The organism is Hyphomicrobium sp. 2TAF46 (assembly GCF_052114865.1).
In the GTDB taxonomy this organism is placed as follows: domain Bacteria; phylum Pseudomonadota; class Alphaproteobacteria; order Rhizobiales; family Hyphomicrobiaceae; genus Hyphomicrobium_B.
Window position 1 is genome coordinate 277,360 of record NZ_JBFRFO010000005.1, and the last position, 18,021, is coordinate 295,380.

Below are 18,021 nucleotides of genomic sequence, written 5' to 3' on the forward strand. Positions count from 1 at the left end.
GTTCGCCGAAGCTTGACTCAGGACCTCGGCAAGGCTTCTCCGGGCGCGAGCGTCGATAGCGCCAAAGCGTGAATGCCACCCGCCAGTTCGTCCTTCAATAGGTCGTTGACGAGCCGGTGGCGTTCAAGACGGCTCTTGCCCGCAAAGGCATCCGAGACGACGAGAATGCGAAAGTGACTTTCGCCGGTGCCGGGCGAGTTGCGATGGCCGGCGTGAAGCTCAGACTCGTTGATGACGTCGAGCCGTGTCGGGCGCAGCGCGATCATCAGCTTTTCCCGAACTCGACCCGTAACCGACATTTTTGTCTCTTAAAGAAAAACTTCTGAACGGTATGACTGCGATGCGCCTCGAAAGGGGCTATTAAGAGATTGACCGCACAGTCTCAATGGAAATCAAGAGTTTTCTTGCCGCCTTGTTTCGTGCCGCGCCAACCCTCATAATTCAACAATGAAACTGGACTCGAAATACTTCGACAGCATCCGCGTCTCTTCAAAGCGCCAGAGCGCCACGAAGGAAACGCGCGCGCCTCTTTGCCAGTGGAAGGGCTGCGATAAGCCCGGCGCCCACAAGGCACCAAAGGGCCGTGGGCGTGATGGCGAATTTTTCCACTTCTGCATGGACCACGTCCGTCAGTACAATCAAGAGTACAACTATTTCGAGGGCATGAGCGATACCGAGGTCAGCAATTTCCGCAAGGACGCGCTGACGGGTCATCGTCCGACCTGGAAGACGGGCGCCAACGCCTGGGCGCACGGCACGCGCGACGAGGGACGGACGGCTGAGGCCGCTGCCCGCGTCCAAGCGACGGCTCGGGCGCCGCGCAAGGCCCGTTCCTCCCGGACGCAAACATCGACGTTCCGCCGCCAGTTGAAGCCGCTGGAACAGAAGTCGCTCCGTGTTCTGGACCTGAGCGACGAGGCGACGCCTCAAGATATCAAGACGCGCTTTAAGGAATTGGTGAAAATACACCATCCCGATGCCAATGGCGGCGACAGCCGTTCCGAGGAAAAGTTGCGCGAAATTCTGCAAGCCTATAACTACTTGAAGCAATCTGGCCTGGCCTAATCCTCCAAGCCTTTGAACCGAGTGCGCCCGAAGGGAGTTGCACCAGTTTAAGGTATTTGCGGCGGCTGGGCGAATTGATCGGGAACCCCATGGAAATGCGCACGTCATCTAGCGCGACCGGCGCGGCGGCCGCCAACCTTCCGGACATGAAGCTGTCTGTCCGCCAGGTCTTCAATATCGATAGTGATCTTGAAGTTCCTGCCTACTCGAAGGCCGACGAGCATGTGCCGGATGTCGATCCCGATTATCTGTTCAACCGGGATGTGACCCTCGCCATCCTCGCAGGCTTCAAGCACAACCGCCGCGTGATGATCCAAGGCTATCACGGCACGGGCAAGTCGACCCACATCGAGCAGGTCGCCGCGCGCCTGAATTGGCCGTGCGTTCGCGTCAACCTCGATAGCCACGTCTCGCGCATCGATCTCGTCGGCAAGGACGCGATCGTGCTGAGAGACGGCAAGCAGGTAACCGAGTTCCGCGAGGGCATTCTTCCGTGGGCCCTGCAGAGCAACATCGCGCTCGTGTTCGACGAATACGATGCCGGCCGCCCCGACGTCATGTTTGTCATTCAGCGCGTGCTCGAGGTCTCGGGCAAGCTGACGCTTCTCGATCAGTCGAAGGTCATTCGGCCGAATCCCGCGTTCCGCCTGTTCGCGACGACCAACACGATCGGTCTTGGCGATACGTCGGGCCTCTATCACGGCACGCAGCAGATCAACCAGGGCCAGATGGACCGTTGGTCGATCGTCGCGACGCTGAACTATCTTCCGCACGACGACGAAGCGAAAATCGTGCTCTCGAAGGTCAAGTCGTTCGCCAAGACGGAAGCCAAGAGGAAGCAGATCTCGCACATGGTCCGCGTCGCGGATCTGACGCGATCGGCCTTCATCAACGGCGACCTGTCGACCGTGATGAGCCCGCGCACCGTGATCACGTGGGCCGAAAACGCCGAGATCTTCGGCGACATTGGCTTCGCCTTCCGCGTCACGTTCCTCAACAAGTGCGATGATCTCGAAAAGCCGCTGGTCGCTGAATTCTATCAGCGCTGCTTCGGCGAAGAGCTTCCTGAAAGCACGGCAAACGTCGCATTGAGCTGATCGGCTGATCAAGGCCGCTAAACTGGGCCGTTCATGACCCCGCCTACCAAACGCCGCGAAGCCCCATCTGAACCGCTGAAGCGTGTTCTCGGTCCCGCCGTTCGCGCTATCGCCGGCGACAGCGAGATCGAAGTCGATTTCGGACCGGGCAAAGGTGATGTCGCCGGCAAGGCCGTGCACATTCCCGATCTGCCGCGCGCGCCGTCGGCGAAGGACATCGCGCTGACGCGTGGCTGGGCCGATAGCCTGGCGCTGCGCATCGGCTGCCACGACGTCAAGCTGCATCGCCGCATCGCGCCATCCGCCGGTCCCGCCCGCGCCGTCTTCGAAGCGGCCGAGCGCGCCCGCATCGAAGGCTTGGGATCGGCGCGGATGCCTGGCATGGCGTCGAATCTCACCGCCCGCCTCGAAGACCAATACAGCCACGGCCGTTTTCGCAGCGTCTCGACGCGCGCCGAGGCGCCGCTCGAAGATGCACTTGCGCTTCTGATCCGCGAACGCGTCACCGGGCAGGCGCCGCCGTCCTCGACGAAAGGTCTCGTCGATGTCTGGCGTCCCGTGATTGAATCGCGCGGCGGTAAGCTGCTGAGCCGGCTTGAGAGCCTTTCGGAAAATCAGGAACAGTTCGGCCGTCAGATCCGCGATCTCCTGAAGATCCTCGAAATGACGGATCAGAACGATCAGCCGCAATCCGAGGACGAAGAGCAGGAAAGCGAAGAAGGTGCCGCCGAGGGCGGGGCTGAGGATTCGCAAGACAAGACCGAGGATGCCTCTGAGGGTCAGGACCAGGAGAGCGAGGAGCAGCTCTCCGAAGGCGATCTCTCGGAATCCGATGAAACGATGGAAGCGGGTCAGACCGAGCCGCAAGACCTCGACGACAGCGATCTGAACGACGAAGAGACGCCGGCGCCGTGGCGTCCCAACATGACCGTCCTCGATAACCCGGAAGCCTTCGGTTACAAGGTTTTCACGCGCGCCTATGATGAAGAGGTCGGCGCCGAGCAGCTCTCGACGCCGGATGAGCTCGAACGGCTCCGCGCTTTTCTCGACAAGGAATTGAAGACGCTTTCGGCCGCGGTTGCGAAGCTTGCCAACAAGCTGCAGCGCCGTCTCTTGGCGCAACAGAACCGCGGCTGGGATTTCGATCTCGAGGAAGGCCAGCTCGATGCCGCGCGTTTGACGCGCATCATCACCGATCCGACCGGCGCGCTCTCGTTCAAGCGCGAGCGCGACACCGATTTCCGCGACACCGTCGTGACGTTGCTGCTCGACAATTCGGGATCGATGCGCGGACGGCCGATCATGGTCGCGGCATGCTGTGCCGATATCCTTGCGCGCACCCTCGAACGGTGCGGAGTAAAAGTCGAAATCTTGGGCTTCACGACCAAAGCCTGGAAAGGCGGTCAGTCGCGCGAAGAGTGGCTGGCGGCAGGCAAGCCTTCCTCACCCGGACGTCTCAACGATCTCCGGCATATCATCTACAAGACGGCGGATGCGCCGTGGCGGCGCTCGAAGAACGCGCTGGCCCTGATGATGCGCGAAGGCCTTCTCAAAGAAAACATCGACGGCGAAGCGCTGGCTTGGGCCCATTCCCGCATCGTCAATCGTCCCGAACAACGCCGCATCCTGATGATGATTTCCGACGGCGCGCCGGTCGACGATTCAACGCTTTCGGTGAACTCCGGGAGCTATCTCGAGCAGCATCTCCGCCAGGTCATTCACGAGATCGAAACGCATTCGCCGGTCGAGCTTATCGCCATCGGCATCGGCCACGACGTGACGCGCTACTACCAGCGCGCCGTGACCATTACCGATGCTTCCGAGCTTGCCGGCGCAATGACCGAAAAGCTCGTCGAGCTGTTTGAGGAAAAACCTGACGCCGGTGAGCCGCTCGCGGTGCGCCGACGATACGCACGCGCCCATTGAGGGTCAGCTTGGCCGTGATCGATTATCGACTGATCGGCCTTGCGGTGGCGCTTCTTGCGCTCGCCACCGGAACCGCAGCCGCCGATAGCAAGCCTGATCTCTCTAAGCTCAAAGCCGGCCCGATCGCAGTTGCAAGCAAGCGCATCACGTCTTTCAAGCGCTTCGCAGCGGAGCAGCCGCTGCCCAAGGTGACGTTTCGGGGCGGTCTCGAATTGACTTCGCCCTCGCCCCACTTCGGCGGCTGGTCCGCACTTCTTCTCGACGACGACGCGAAATCGTTCGTCTCCATTTCCGATGTCGGCGAATGGATGACGGGAAAGCTCGTCTATGACGGCGTGCATCTTGCCGGAATAGCAAACGCCCGCCTCGGTCCGCTTCTGGATCCCAGCGGACATCCGATCAAGCGCGGCCGCGACCGGGATTCAGAATCGATCGCCCTCACGAGCGGAACCTTAGAGCGCGGCTCGGTTATGATCGGTTTCGAAGGGCGCCATCGCATCGAACGCTACGACATGACGCCCGCGGGTTTTTCGCCGAGCCGTGGAAGCCTGAAGCTTCCGCCCGAGGCCAAGAAGATGGGCTCGAATCTCGGCCTCGAAGCGCTGACGGTGCTGAAGGGCGGACCCTATAAGGGGAATCCGATCGCGTTTTCGGAACGGCTCTACGATCCGCACCGCAATCACACCGGCTGGCTATGGACGGCCAAGGGTCCGCGAACCATCCATCTGAAAAACATCGGCGACTACGACATCACCGATATTTCGAGCCTCGATGACGGCACGCTGTTCGTCTTGGAGCGCCGCTTCCGCTGGACGGAAGGCGTAAAAATGCGGCTGAGGCGCATTTCGCCGGACGACCTGGCGCCCGATCACACGTCCGAGGGCGAAACTCTGATCGAGGCCGATCTCAACGATCAGATCGACAACATGGAAGGACTTGCCGTCACACGACTCAAGACCGGAGAAACCCTGATCACGATGATCTCGGACGACAACTTCAACCACCTGCTTCAGCGCACGTTGCTATTGCAATTCGTACTGAAGGACAGCGAGCAAGCGAAAGCCCGGCCGCCGGATTGATCGGCGCCGGGCTTATATTCGTTTGCAGAAGTACCGCTGAATTAAGCGGCCTTGGTCGCCTGTGCCTTCTGAATCTCGCGCTTCAGCTTGAGGCAGGCCGCCGACAGTTCGTCGTTGTCCGCCTTCAAAAGGAACGCATCGAGGCCGCCACGGTGCTCGACGGACTTCAGAGCCCGTGCCGAGACGCGCAAACGAACCTTCCGTCCAAGAACGTCGCTGAGCAGCGTTACCTGGCACAAATTCGGACGAAACTTGCGCTTCGTCTTGTTTTCGGCGTGGCTCCGAAGTTGGCCTGAGAGGGGCAACGTCCCCGTCAGCTCGCAGCGCCTGGTCATAACTATCTCCTGTGCCGCAGCTTTTGAGAGCGCGGTTGATCGAAACTCTGCTATTGCAGCAAAAAATTGTGCCCCGCAAGCCGAGCCTGCGGGGTTTCGGGTGCTGTATAATGGACAGGAAGGACTGGCGTCAAGGCGCGCTTTGCGGGTCGGTCAAAGTCCAACAATCGTCGCAAATCCGCCCTACCAGATGGCCTCCCATGGGGAAGCAGGGAATTGACATGGCGATTTCGCGTTCTGGGGTCAAAGGACCGGCCGTGAGCTGCTGCCTGATGCTGGCTGCGGCAGCCGTTTCGCCGGTCCGCGCCGCCGAGGCCTCCGCCGTTACCTTCCCGAGCGAGGTTGCCGCAGTCTATCGGCTATCGTTCAACGGCTTCAACGTCGGAAAATACCATTTCACGTCCACCTACGACGGTAAATCCTACACGGCGAAGGGGAACACTGAAATTTCAGCGCTTTTCGGCGCCTTCAAGTGGGCCGGGAATTTCTCCGGCAGCGGCTCGGTCGAGACGAGCGGTCTTCGACCGGCAAGCTTCGAAATGAGCATGAAGACCAAGTCGAAAGTCTCGACCGTGAAGGTGAGCTTCAACGGCCCCCGCGTCGCCTCGGTGGCGCTCAATCCCAACAAGGCCCCGTCTCCCGAGGCGGTCAAGCTGAAGCCTGAAAATCTGCAAAACGTCTTTGATCCGATGGGCGCGACGCTTGCGATCTCGAGCGCAAATCCTGCCGACGCGTGTAACCGCACAATTCCCGTTTTTGACGGTAAAGCCCGCTATGATCTGCAATTCTCGTATAAAGGCCGCGAGCCGCTCAAAGAGAAGCGCCCCTCGGGCCAACCGGCCGAACTCGTGGTCTGCCGCGTGAAATATGTCCCGATCGCGGGCCATAAGCCCAAAGATTTCGTGAACCCTTGGGTCGACTACGATCACATCGAAATTGCACTGCGTGCCGTTCCGACGGCCGGCATCTATGTTCCTTACCGGGTGACGGTCCCTTCGACCATCGGCCCGGCCGTTATGACCGTTGATACGATTAACATCACGGCCGCGAACAACCAGCAGATTGCGCTGAAGCAATAATGCGCAGGGGCCCCAAATCCTTGCGCGACCCGATACCCATCCCCGAGGGGCTGAATAACCCTTGATATCTTGCCCCTCCTCTGCAATGCCAGGGCTCGATCGGAGTCAAGTACGACATGGCAAGTGATCTCGAGGCCCGCATCCGAAATGTGACCGCGGTGCTCGGACCAACGAATACGGGCAAGACCCACCTCGCAATCGAGCGCATGCTCGGCCACGAAAGCGGCATGATTGGCCTTCCGCTGCGCCTCCTCGCGCGCGAAGTGTACGACAAGATCAAGCAGCGCGTGGGAGCGGACAAGGTCGCGCTCATTACCGGCGAGGAAAAGATCAAGCCGGAACGGGCCCGCTATTGGGTCTCGACCGTCGAGGCGATGCCGCGCGATATCGATGTCGACTTCCTGGCGATCGACGAAATTCAGCTGTGCGGCGATCCTGAGCGCGGCCACGTCTTCACCGACCGCTTGTTGCACGCGCGCGGCCGTTCCGAAACGCTGCTCCTCGGCGCCCAGACGATGCGCGAGGCGATCAGCGATCTCATTCCAGGCGCCAACTTCATTTCACGCCCGAGGCTTTCGAAGCTGACGTACAGCGGCGAGAAGAAGATCACGCGTCTTCCCTCGCGCACGGCGATCGTCGCTTTTTCGGCGCAAGAGGTCTATGCGCTTGCCGAATTGATCCGTCGTCAGCGCGGTGGCGCCGCCGTCGTGTTGGGCGCGCTGTCGCCGCGAACGCGCAACGCGCAGGTCGCGCTCTATCAATCGGGCGACGTCGAATTTCTGATCGCGACCGACGCCATCGGCATGGGCCTGAACCTCGATGTCGATCACGTTGCGTTTTCGGCGCTTCGCAAATTCGATGGCTATAACCATCGCAATTTGACGCCGGCTGAGATCGGCCAGATCGCGGGCCGCGCCGGCCGTCACATGAATGACGGCACGTTCGGCGTGACGGGCGGCGCCGATGCGCTCGATGCCGATATGGTCGAGCGGCTCGAAACGCATAGCTTCGACAGCGTCAGGACGCTGCAATGGCGAAGCCGCGCGCTCAATTTCTCCTCGCTCGACGCGCTGCACGCGTCGCTGCGCGAGCTGCCGCGTGAGCAACGTCTGACACGCGCGCGCACGGCCGACGACGTTGCCGCGCTCGAAGCTTTGACGGCCGATCGCGAGATCGCCGATATCGCGTCCAACCGCGAGCGCGTGGAGTTGCTGTGGGATGTCTGTCAGCTCCCGGATTACCGCAAAATCTCCGGGCAGAGTCACGCCGAGCTCGTCGGCAATCTCTACCGGCATCTGACGAGCGGCACCCATCGCATTCCGGAAGATTGGTTCTCCAAGCAGGTGTCGTTGGCGGATCGCACCGATGGCGATATCGACACCCTTGCAAACCGCATCGCTCACATCCGGACGTGGACATTCGTCGCCAATCGTCCGGATTGGCTGAGCGACCCTGGACACTGGCAGGAACGGACGCGGGCAATCGAAGATAGCCTGTCGGACGCTCTGCACGAATGTCTGACCCAAAGATTTGTAGATCGCCGAACCAGTGCGTTGATGAAGGGCATGCGAGACAAAGATGAACTGACAGCCGACATCGCTGACGATGGCGCGATCACTGTCGAAAACCACTTCGTAGGACGCCTCAAGGGCTTCCGTTTCACGCTCGACGCGGCAGGCGACGGCATCCACGAAAAGGCGACGCGGCAGGCGGCCATGCAGGTCGTGACGCGCGAGCTCGGCATGCGTGCGCGCCGGGTGGCTGCGGCTCAGAACGAAGCGTTCAAGCTGACGCGCACCGGCAGCATCGTCTGGCGCGACGACGAGCTTGCAAAGCTCGAGCGTGCGGACGATCCGTTGCAGCCGGGTGTGGCCTTGCTCGCCGACGATGCGATGAGCGAAGCCGACCGCGAGAAGGTGCTGGCCCGCCTCAAAACGTGGCTCGACGACACGATCGCCGAAAAGCTGAAACCGCTCGTCGAGATGTCGCGCAGCACGGAGCTGCAGGGATTGGCGCGCGGCATCGCCTTCCAGCTCAAGGAAGGCCTCGGCGCCCTGAAGCGCGAGGTGGTCGCGAACGAGATCAACGCGCTCGATCAGGCGGCCCGAGCAGAGCTGCGGAAATTCGGACTGCGTTTCGGCGCCTTCAACATCTTCTTCCCCCTCATGCTGAAGCCCGCGCCCGCCGATCTCGCGGCGACGCTGTGGCTGTTGAAGAACCCGGTGCCTAACGGGACGCCGCAACTTCCGCGCCCCGGCCTCACAAGCGTCGCCGTCGATCCGGAAACGCCGGAAGCACTCTATCGTGCGCACGGTTTCCATGTTTGCGGCCCGCGTGCCATTCGCCTCGATATCCTCGAACGGCTCGCCGATTTGATCAGGCCGTTGCTCGCTTGGCGTTCCGCGCCCGGAAAGACCGATACGCCGCCGAAAGGCTCGACCGGCGATGGCGGCTTCAAGGCAACCGACGACATGATGTCGATCCTCGGCTGTTCGGTTGAGGAGCTGAGCGAAGTCCTGAAGGCGCTGGGCTTCCGCCTCGAGAGACGTCCGACCCCTGCCGCCCCGTCCCCCGCTCAGGTTTCTGAAGCGGCGGCAACAACGTCCGCCGAAGCCGTGCCGAACACAGAGGCAGCGCCTGCGGAAGGCCACGCCGCCGTCGCGGAGGCGACTGATCAGCCGGCCATCGATCTTGAAGCTGTTCCGCAGCCGGCCGAGGCAACAGCCGAAACCACTGAAGCTGCCGCCTCTGCCACGGCAGCAGCCCCCGCACCGGAAGCCGAACAATTTGAAGAAATCTGGCGCCCACGCCGTCACCAGCGTCCTGAGCGCAGGGACGGACCGCGCCGCGATGGTGGCCACAACCGTCATCAGCGTTCACACTCGAACCGGCCCGCCGCGGCAGCGGTGCCAGCCGATTCACCCGCAGCGGCGACCGCCGGCGCACCTGCCGCCGAGGCACCCGAGGCTACCGATCGATCGGAGCATCGGCGCCATCGCCCCGAACGGCACGAGCATCGCGGCGATCGCCCGCGCTTTGAAGGCCGCAAAGGCGGCGGCGATCGCCGTCCCGATCAAGGTTCAAGGAAAGAGGAAGGAAACCGTCCGCGCCGTGACGACAATCGCAATGGCCGCCGCGAGGAACGCCGTTCGCCGCAAATGATCACCGCGGCGCCGCCGAAATCATCGGGCGCTGACGCATCGTCGCCGTTCGCTGCTCTTGCTGCACTCAAAGCGCAGATGGAGAAGCGGAGCGAAGGCTCGGGCTCCACCTGATCTCATGCCGGACGCGGCTGCAGGCTCCGTTCAGCGCATTGATCAATGGATGTGGTTTGCCCGTATCGCGAAATCGCGAACCTTGGCGCAAGCGCTGATTGAGCGCGGAAAAGTCCGCATCAATCGCGAAAAGATCTATAAGACGAGCACGATTGTGCGACCCGGCGATGTGCTGACGCTGTCCCTCGGCCCGCGCGTTCTGAGCATCGAGGTTCTCGGTATCGGCTCGCGGCGCGGACCCGCCTCCGAAGCCGCGAAGCTCTATCGTGATCTTGCGGCGCCGAAGACCAACGCCATCGCCGGTCCGGACGAGGCGGCTGGGTCGGCGGAAGGGGCGGAGGTCCAGCAAGCTCTTCGCCTCGAAGGGAGCGGAAGGCCGACAAAGCAGCAACGCCGCCAGCTGGACAAACTTCGAGGCCGCATTTGAACTGTGACGCCCGGTCCACCTAGGCAGCCGCAACGCCTATGCTAATAAGAGCGCCGCTAGATCGAGCCGACGCGTCGGGAAAACAGCTCGACCGCAAGATCGCTCGATCATATTCGATGAACCAGGATTCCGAATGACCTACGTCGTCAATGAAAAATGCATCAAATGCAAATACACCGATTGCGTCGAGGTCTGTCCGGTAGACTGCTTCTATGAGGGCGAGAATATGCTCGTCATCCATCCTGACGAGTGCATTGATTGCGGCGTTTGCGAACCGGAATGCCCGGTTGACGCCATCAAGCCGGACACCGAGCCGAACCTTGAAAAGTGGATGGAGCTCAACCGCCAGTATTCAGAAACCTGGCCGAACATCACGGCCAAGAAACCAGCGCTTCCGGAAGCCGAAACCGCGAAAGACGAGACCAATAAGTTTGAGAAATATTTTTCCCCAAATCCGGGAACCGGAGATTAAAATTTGCTTTTCAAGGGCAGCTTGAAGTCGAAAAGAGCAAATCCGATATAAGATATTGGTTTTGCGGGGAATTTTAAAGAACGTCTTAATCTCGACCAGATTGTCTCAGAACGCCACCCTTCATTTACCGCCAGAACTGTGTTAGTGTCAGTTGTGATGGCGTTGAGTCTGCACAAATCCGGAACGGCCGCGAACAAAAAGGGGCTGCCTCACTCTGATGGGCAGCTTTCTATAAGGCGTTATGGGGCGTCGCTGGGCCACTTCAGAGTCGGACAGGATTTGCAAAGCTAGGCCACAAATGAGCGCGCAGGGGAACAGTCTCCCGACAAAGGAGGCTCGGATCAATGCGCGCGTGTTGTTCGGATGCAACATGTATCCGCCCAGCACTGATGCTCCGACCCCACAGGGCGGAGACTGACGGCCAAGCCGACCCGTCCGGCAAGGCCTAGTATGCGAGAGTGAGAGATCGATATGGCTCAGAAGAAAAAAGCTCCGGTCGCCCCCAAGTCCGCAGCAAAGACTGTCGCGCGCAAACCCATTCCCCTGAAGACCAGCGCGAGCGCGAGCAAGGTCGCCGCAGCCAAGCATCCCGCCAAGCCGAAGGCAGAAGCTCCTGTCAAGGCGAAAGTGGCTCATCCGCCTGTTGCCAAGCCGGTAGCAGCGAAGAAATCCGTTCCTGTAACAGCTGCTCCGGTTAAGCCGGCGGCTAAGATCGAGGCTGCCCCCGCTTTGAAAAAACCGCTCGTCGCGTCGCCTGCAACTGCCCATCTCGCTGCCAAGGCCGCACCCGCGCCGCAGCGCACTGTCGCCGTTCCGGCAAACGCACACAAGGCGGCGAGCCAGAAGCTCACGGCCCCGGTCGCGCCCGCTCAGCAGCCGGTCTCGCCGAAGGCGATTGCCGAGAAGGCTGCCGCTGCCCGCCAGATTCTCGCCGTGCAGAAGAAGCCGGTCAGTCAGCGTCATGGCTTCAAGGCCAACGAATTCGTCGTTTATCCCGCTCACGGCGTCGGCCGTATCGTCGGCATCGAGGAGCAGGAAATCGCCGGCATGTCGCTCGAGCTCTTTGTCATTACGTTCGACAAGGAGAAGCTGACGTTGCGCGTGCCGACCGGCAAGCTCGCAAGCGTCGGAATGCGCAAGCTCGCTGACGAAGGCCTCGTCAAAAAGGCCATGGAAACGCTGAAGGGCCGCGCGCGCATCAAGCGCACGATGTGGAGCCGCAGGGCGCAGGAATACGTCGCCAAGATCAACTCCGGTGATTTGATTGCCATCGCCGAAGTTGTCCGTGACCTCTATCGCTCCGAAGCTCAGCCCGAGCAGTCGTATTCTGAACGGCAGCTCTATGAGGATGCGCTCGACCGCATGGCGCGCGAGCTGGCGGCCGTCGAGAAGCTCGATGAGCGCGGCGCAGTTCAGAGGATCACCGAGATCCTCGCGAAGAGCGCCAAGGGCCGCCGGTTGGCGGACGGCGAGTCGGTTGGCGAAGCCGCCTGAGGCGCATCGCTGACGCTATGAAAATTACAGCGCCCGGTTCCGCACCTTCCGGCGGAGCCGGGCGCAAATCTTTTCAGGGCTTCAAGATTCAGATCGGATCGGCCGGTAGCCGTACCGGTTGAATCGGATTCGGGTTGATCGGATTTCGCTCGCTGACATTCGCAGGTGCATCCGGCGCTTCCGGCATGTCGATCTGAGACGGATCGGCGATATCGATCATCGGACCGTTCCGCCGCTCGATCCACCCACGCAACACGACGGTCTTGCCAGTGAGCCCCTCGAGCGAACGATCGAACGCGACGTTTGCGGCAAGAACCTTCTTGTCGATGCGCACCGTGAAATCCGACTGCCAGTCGTTGCTGAAGTTGAGGTACGTCGCGCTCTTCGTGCGGCCGACGGAAACGATCTTGCCCGTCACCCGCACGTACTTGCCGCGCAGCTTCATCAGCTCGCTCGCATGGTCCGCCGGGAACGTGCGATAGACGCCGTTGCTCCATAGCCCCACACGCTTGCCTCTCGCCTCCGCCTCGTGAGCAAGAAGCTCGCGCGCGCATGCAAAGCTTTCGGGAAGCCCATAGGCGCGCGCGTAGCCATTCGCGACCAGGGTACCCTGCACCCAGTCCTGCTGCCCGCGATCGGCCTGAAAAACGTGCGCCAGCGTGCGCCCGTAGCGATCGGTGCGCCGGCCGGCAAAGGCGAGCCTGATCTTCTTCGCAAGCACGAGATCCGATAGCGCCTTGATGGTGTCGAGCTCCGGAGGCCACGCACCCGCCGCGGCATTGGCGTCACGCGCTCGGGGCGCCAGTGCGCCGATGAGGCGAACGGCCTTGCCATCGTCGAGAATGATTGTTTCGCCATCGACCACCCGGGTGACCGTCCGAACGGGCCCGGGCTCTAGGGTGCACGGTGTAGGAGACGCAGAGGGTTGTGCCATAAGGCAAGGCGGAACAAGCAGCCCCACCGCGCCGAACACATATGCCGCCCATCGCCTCGCCATGCGGAATAGAAATCATAAGCGGGGCCGCGCGCCAAGAACGACGACCGAGTTGGCGGACAACTTCAATTTTGATCGCGCTTTCGAGCGCTCAGAAGCGGTGGACGAAGCCGAAGCTGAACTTATCCATCGAGGCTTCCACCTCGTCGTGGCCGGCCGGCAATGAATCGAAGCTCGCGCCGGAGAACTCGACGCGCCGATATTCGAAGCGCAGGCTGTTATTGTCGCTCCAAAGATACTCAATGCCGCCGCCGGCAGTCCATCCGGACAGCAAATTGGAATCGCTGGCGCCGAGAGAACCATTCCTGACTTCCAAATTGGCGAAGGCGTAGCCGCCGGTCGCGTAGATCAGGGTGCGATCCCACAACAAATACCCCAACCTGCCACCGACAGAGCCGTCGAAATCGACGTGGCCTTTGTATCCGGAGATACCGTCTATGCTGGAGCTGTTGCCATACAGAAAATCATAGCTCAAATCGGCGGTAGGTCCGAAAATGAAGCCATTGTAGCGGAAATCGTATCCGCCCGAGGCTCCGAGCGTGATGCCGTCAGCGTCCCTCAGCCGGCCGCCATTGGTGCTGAATGACAGGGTGTTATAGCCGAGCGTCGGTTTCCAGTAGTAGCCTTCCCAGGACGACGGGAGCGGCTTTTCGACATAGTTCGGCACGATGAGGTTATAGGGGCTGCTCAGATTGCCGATGGGCCTCACTTCGTCCGGAAGGCTCTGCGCCATTGCAACGCCTGGCAGTGACAATAACGGCGCCATGGCCAACGCAGACAAAATCATTCTCATCAGAGCATTCCCCTCACGTCTCAGCCGCCGAGCAACGCCGCAAAGCGGGGTCAAATTGCCCGGTGAAACACAGCCTGGCGCACAGCGCGTCTAACCCCACCAGCCAGCGGAGTTTTCCGCAGCAGAACCATACTCTCGGCTAGGTTAAGTATTTTGAAAAGGAGGCATTTTGAGCATTTCACATCTTCGTTGCGAGCGTGGCCGAAGAGCCTTCACCGTGGCCAGCATGCTCTTGCTCGCGGCGGGTTCTGGGGTAGCAGTGGAGGCGCGAGCAACAACAATGTAGCCGCGAGCGGCGCTCATCGCAGATTCCGCATTCGCCTTTCAGCCGCCCCCGTTCGCCAAGGCACGAAACGGATCTGCATTTGTGGCCTGGCAAGCTGGGCCCTTGCGGAAGGCGCCAAAAACCGCCTCGATCCCCTGCCGTGCACAGGATCCGCCTGCCGTAAAATCGTCATGAGACCCCGCGCTTGACCTGGAGCGAGGCGCACCGCATAGCTTTCCGGCGCATTGCGGACGCGGTGCGACCGGTGAACCAAAGCTGGAAGGCTTGAACCGGCCCCGTAGCTCAGCTGGATAGAGCAACGGTTTCCTAAACCGTAGGTCGCAGGTTCAAATCCTGCCGGGGTCGCCACGCCCGTGCGCGGCGGCAAATCTCTTGAGACGATCGATGGTTTTTCGGCGTCCCGACGAGGCGGTTATCCCCGATTTTTTCAGCGCAATTGCGCGCTTGGCTGACATGGCCAAGTTCGGTAGGTATCTCACGGGAAGGACACCTTCCGCGCGCAGGTATGATGGGCAAATGCGCTCGTTATTCCCTTGAGGAGACCGGAACACGAATGACCGCCAAGATCGAGGTCACGATCGCCGATCAAAATCCGGTCGTACGTGCAGGTCTGGAAGCGCTGATCGCACGCGACGGGCGCTTCACCGTCTGCGGGATTCACGCCACCGGCGAAGCGCTGATCAACGCGCTGAAAGCAAGGCCGGTTGAGATCGCGGTTATCGGCTGGACGCTGCCGGACATGACGGGTGGCGCCGTGCTCGCCCGCGTTAAACAGGAAAAATGGCAGACGCGGATCATCATCTACACCGGTGAGCGTTCGCACGACGTTCTACGTACGTCGATAAAGGGCGGTGCGTGGGGCTTCGTTTCGAAGACGGAGGATCCGCAGGTCTTGCTGGAAGCGGTTGTTTCGGTCGCGCGTGGCCGCTTGTCGCTGCCCTACGTCGATATCGATCTCCTCAATCACGATCCGCTGGAAGGCCTGACGGCGCGCGAGCGTGAGTTGCTTGCTGCGCTCGCGAATGGCTGGACCAACCTGCAGATCGCGGCGCGAACGGGCATCTCGCGTAATACAGTGAAATATCATCTGAAAAATTTGTACGACAAACTCGGCGTATCGAATCGCGCGATGGCTGTTGCACTGCACGTTTCGGTTAACCGTAATGAGCAACACTAAGTGGGCGCGAAACCTGCAGCAAAGTGCTGCACCGCAGCTAATGAGGTGGGTAGCAGCGGCTGCCCATCCGGGTGTTGATAGTTTTTCGTTCACACCATCACTGTCCCCCTGCTAGTTAAGACTTACGCCCGCATCTGCGATCGGGCGAAGGATCAGCAAAAGTATGCCGGAACGTCTCCCCTGCCGCGTCGGGGGCCGTCGGCTTGGCACAACGCAGCGCGGAGGAACGCTTCAATGACAGTTACGCCCCATCTTTTCATTCCCGGCCCAACCAACGTTCCCGATGCCGTTCGCATGGCAATGAACGTTCCGATGGAGGATATGCGTTCGCCGGAATTCCCGAAATTTACCCTGCCGGTGTTTGAAGACCTCAAGAAGGTTTTCAAAATGAAGGATGGCCGCGTTTTCATTTTCCCCTCGTCCGGCACCGGCGCCTGGGAATCGGCGATCGAAAATACGCTTGCTCCCGGCGACAAGGTTCTGATGAGCCGCTTCGGCCAGTTCTCGCTTCTGTGGGTCGACATGGCGGAGCGTCTTGGCCTCAAGGTCGAGCTTTGCGACGAAGAGTGGGGCACGGGCGTGCCGCTCGAGAAGTACGCGGACATTCTCGCGAAGGATAAGAACCACGAGATCAAGGCCGTCTTCGCGACCCACAACGAAACGGCGACCGGCGTCTCCTCCGATATCGCAGGCGTCAGAAAGGCACTCGACGCCGCCAAGCATCCCGCGCTGCTTTTCGTCGACGGCGTCTCCTCCGTCGGCTCGCTCGACATGCGCATGGGCGAATGGGGCGTCGATGCGTGCGTCTCGGGTTCGCAGAAGGGCTTCATGCTTCCGACCGGCCTCGGCATTCTCGCCGTCAGCCAGAAGGCGCTCGACGTCAACAAGAGCGTCAACGGCCGCATGAACCGCTGCTTCTTCTCCTGGGAAGACATGATCAAGACCAACGATCTTGGTTACTTCCCCTACACACCCGCGACCCAGCTGATCCGCGGCTTGCGCGCTTCGCTCGATCTGATCTTCGCGGAAGGTCTCGATAACGTCATCGCTCGCCACCATCGCCTCGCAACCGGCGTTCGTCATGCCGTCGACGCGTGGGGCCTCAAGCTCTGCGCCAAGGAGCCGAAGTGGCATTCCGATACGGTGTCGGCCATCCTCGTGCCGGAAGGCTTTGACGCCAATAACGTGCTGAAGACCGCCTATTATCGCTACAACACGTCGCTCGGAACCGGCCTCAACAAGGTCGCGGGCAAGGTCTTCCGCATCGGCCACCTCGGTGCGCTCGATGAGTTCATGATCGGTGGCGTTCTGTTCGCCGTCGAGATGGCGCTGAAGGATACGGGCATCAACATCAAGCTCGGCTCCGGCACCGGCGCAGCTGCGGAATACTTCAGCAAGACCGCAACGAAGTCGGCAACCGCCCCGACGCCGAAGCAAGCGAAAGCTGCCTAAGATCATAACGCCCGGCCTCACAAGAGGCCGGGCTGTTTCGTCCGACGAGACTACCCCCATCCCCGAATAACAAAACGCGAACCAAATCCTAGGAAGGCACGCCCCAATGAGCTTTACGCTTTACCCGACCCGCAAGCAGAGACTGCAGCGCTCGTATCTCGCGGTTCCGGGCTCCAATCCGACCATGATCGATCGCGCGCTGAAGAGCGCCGCCGACTACGTGTTTCTTGATTGCGAAGACGCCGTTGCCCCGCCGGAAAAGGAGCAGGCGCGTAAGAACATCATCCAGGCGCTGAACGATCTCGATTGGAAGGGCGCCGGCAAGAGCGTGAGCGTCCGCATCAACGGCCTCGACACGCACTACATGTATCGCGACGTCGTTGACATCGTCGAGCAGGCCGGCTCGAAGCTCGACACCATCCTCATTCCGAAAGTCGGCGTTCCGGCCGACGTCTACGCGGTCGAAACCATCGTCAGCCAGATCGAAGTCGCGAAGGGCCTTCCGCACCAGATCGGCACCGAAGCCCTGATCGAAACGCCGCTCGGCATGGCCAACGTCGAAGCCATCGCATCCGCCAACAGCCGCCTCGAGTCGATGCACTTCGGCGTCGCCGACTACTCGGCCTTCAACAAAGCCCGCACCGTCGTCATCGGCGGCCTCAACCCCGACTATCCGGGCGACCAGTGGCACTTCCCGCTGTCGCGTATGACTGTCGCTTGCCGCGCTTTCGGCTTGCGTCCGATCGACGGTCCGTTCGGCGGCATCGATGATCCGGAAGGCTACAAGGCCGCCGCCCGCCGCGGCGCAGCCCTCGGCATGGAAGGCAAATGGGCGATCCATCCTTCGCAGATCGAACTCGCCAACGAAGTCTACTCGCCGACCGCAAAGGAAGTCGAACGCGCCGAGCGCATTCTCGTCGCTCTGAAGGAAGCGGAAGCTCAGGGCAAGGGCGCTGCATCGCTGGACGGCAAGATGATCGACGCCGCGTCCGAGAAAATGGCGCGTAACCTGCTCGTCACGGCAGCCGCCATCAAGGCAGCCGAAGCGGCACGCAGCAAATAAAAAGCCC

At 61.1% G+C, this 18,021-nt stretch carries 16 protein-coding genes and 1 tRNA gene; 13 read left to right on the top strand and 4 right to left on the bottom strand.

The window, feature by feature from the left end:
• Positions 1–17 precede the first annotated feature (17 nt).
• Positions 18–299: a BolA family protein gene (locus AB4Z24_RS12695; RefSeq protein ID WP_441708611.1), complete on the bottom strand. Its 282-nt coding sequence runs from the start codon at positions 297–299 to the stop codon at positions 18–20.
• Positions 300–447: 148 nt separating this feature from the next.
• On the opposite strand from AB4Z24_RS12695, the gene AB4Z24_RS12700 reads away from it, so the two are divergent.
• The 4 genes from AB4Z24_RS12700 (at position 448) to AB4Z24_RS12715 (ending at position 5,167) form a co-directional block, all read left to right on the top strand.
• Positions 448–1,065 (top strand): J domain-containing protein, encoded by a 618-nt coding sequence (locus AB4Z24_RS12700; protein WP_441708613.1) that lies wholly within the window; start codon positions 448–450, stop codon positions 1,063–1,065.
• A gap of 95 nt (positions 1,066–1,160) precedes the next feature.
• Complete coding sequence (cobS, locus tag AB4Z24_RS12705; RefSeq protein WP_441708615.1) at positions 1,161–2,162, top strand: cobaltochelatase subunit CobS; 1,002 nt, start codon at positions 1,161–1,163, stop codon at positions 2,160–2,162.
• 33 nt (positions 2,163–2,195) lie between these two features.
• Positions 2,196–4,088, top strand: coding sequence for a cobaltochelatase subunit CobT (cobT, locus tag AB4Z24_RS12710; RefSeq protein ID WP_441708616.1), 1,893 nt, complete (start codon positions 2,196–2,198; stop codon positions 4,086–4,088).
• A gap of 14 nt (positions 4,089–4,102) precedes the next feature.
• Positions 4,103–5,167 carry an esterase-like activity of phytase family protein gene (locus AB4Z24_RS12715; RefSeq protein WP_441708811.1) on the top strand — a complete coding sequence of 355 codons (1,065 nt, stop codon included), beginning with the start codon at positions 4,103–4,105 and terminating at the stop codon, positions 5,165–5,167.
• Positions 5,168–5,208: 41 nt separating this feature from the next.
• Here the strand turns inward: AB4Z24_RS12715 and rpmB are convergent, their stop codons facing one another.
• Positions 5,209–5,502: a 50S ribosomal protein L28 gene (gene rpmB, locus AB4Z24_RS12720; RefSeq protein WP_441708618.1), complete on the bottom strand. Its 294-nt coding sequence runs from the start codon at positions 5,500–5,502 to the stop codon at positions 5,209–5,211.
• Between the two features lie 221 nt (positions 5,503–5,723).
• On the opposite strand from rpmB, the gene AB4Z24_RS12725 reads away from it, so the two are divergent.
• From AB4Z24_RS12725 to AB4Z24_RS12745, 5 genes are all read left to right on the top strand, one after another.
• On the top strand, positions 5,724–6,581 hold the full coding sequence (locus AB4Z24_RS12725) for a DUF3108 domain-containing protein (protein ID WP_441708621.1): 858 nt from the start codon (positions 5,724–5,726) through the stop codon (positions 6,579–6,581).
• Positions 6,582–6,697: 116 nt separating this feature from the next.
• Positions 6,698–9,856 (top strand): helicase-related protein, encoded by a 3,159-nt coding sequence (locus AB4Z24_RS12730; RefSeq protein ID WP_441708623.1) that lies wholly within the window; start codon positions 6,698–6,700, stop codon positions 9,854–9,856.
• Between the two features lie 4 nt (positions 9,857–9,860).
• Positions 9,861–10,283 carry an RNA-binding S4 domain-containing protein gene (locus tag AB4Z24_RS12735; protein WP_441708625.1) on the top strand — a complete coding sequence of 141 codons (423 nt, stop codon included), beginning with the start codon at positions 9,861–9,863 and terminating at the stop codon, positions 10,281–10,283.
• A 133-nt stretch (positions 10,284–10,416) separates the two neighbouring features.
• A complete protein-coding gene (gene fdxA, locus AB4Z24_RS12740) occupies positions 10,417–10,755 on the top strand; it encodes a ferredoxin FdxA (RefSeq protein WP_441708627.1) in 339 nt (112 codons plus the stop codon).
• 471 nt (positions 10,756–11,226) lie between these two features.
• Positions 11,227–12,249: a CarD family transcriptional regulator gene (locus tag AB4Z24_RS12745; RefSeq protein WP_441708629.1), complete on the top strand. Its 1,023-nt coding sequence runs from the start codon at positions 11,227–11,229 to the stop codon at positions 12,247–12,249.
• Between the two features lie 88 nt (positions 12,250–12,337).
• Here the strand turns inward: AB4Z24_RS12745 and AB4Z24_RS12750 are convergent, their stop codons facing one another.
• Positions 12,338–13,114: a thermonuclease family protein gene (locus AB4Z24_RS12750; protein ID WP_441708631.1), complete on the bottom strand. Its 777-nt coding sequence runs from the start codon at positions 13,112–13,114 to the stop codon at positions 12,338–12,340.
• 220 nt (positions 13,115–13,334) lie between these two features.
• Positions 13,335–14,036, bottom strand: a complete 702-nt coding sequence (locus tag AB4Z24_RS12755; protein WP_441708633.1) for an outer membrane protein — start codon at positions 14,034–14,036, stop codon at positions 13,335–13,337.
• Between the two features lie 557 nt (positions 14,037–14,593).
• Between AB4Z24_RS12755 and AB4Z24_RS12760 the strand changes: the two genes are divergently transcribed.
• The 4 genes from AB4Z24_RS12760 (at position 14,594) to AB4Z24_RS12775 (ending at position 18,014) form a co-directional block, all read left to right on the top strand.
• Positions 14,594–14,670 (top strand) — tRNA-Arg (locus tag AB4Z24_RS12760).
• Positions 14,671–14,875: 205 nt separating this feature from the next.
• Positions 14,876–15,499 carry a response regulator transcription factor gene (locus AB4Z24_RS12765; protein WP_441708635.1) on the top strand — a complete coding sequence of 208 codons (624 nt, stop codon included), beginning with the start codon at positions 14,876–14,878 and terminating at the stop codon, positions 15,497–15,499.
• A 234-nt stretch (positions 15,500–15,733) separates the two neighbouring features.
• On the top strand, positions 15,734–16,951 hold the full coding sequence (locus tag AB4Z24_RS12770) for an aminotransferase class V-fold PLP-dependent enzyme (protein ID WP_441708637.1): 1,218 nt from the start codon (positions 15,734–15,736) through the stop codon (positions 16,949–16,951).
• Positions 16,952–17,057: 106 nt separating this feature from the next.
• Positions 17,058–18,014 (top strand): HpcH/HpaI aldolase/citrate lyase family protein, encoded by a 957-nt coding sequence (locus tag AB4Z24_RS12775; protein WP_441708639.1) that lies wholly within the window; start codon positions 17,058–17,060, stop codon positions 18,012–18,014.
• The last annotated feature ends 7 nt before the right edge of the window (positions 18,015–18,021 follow it).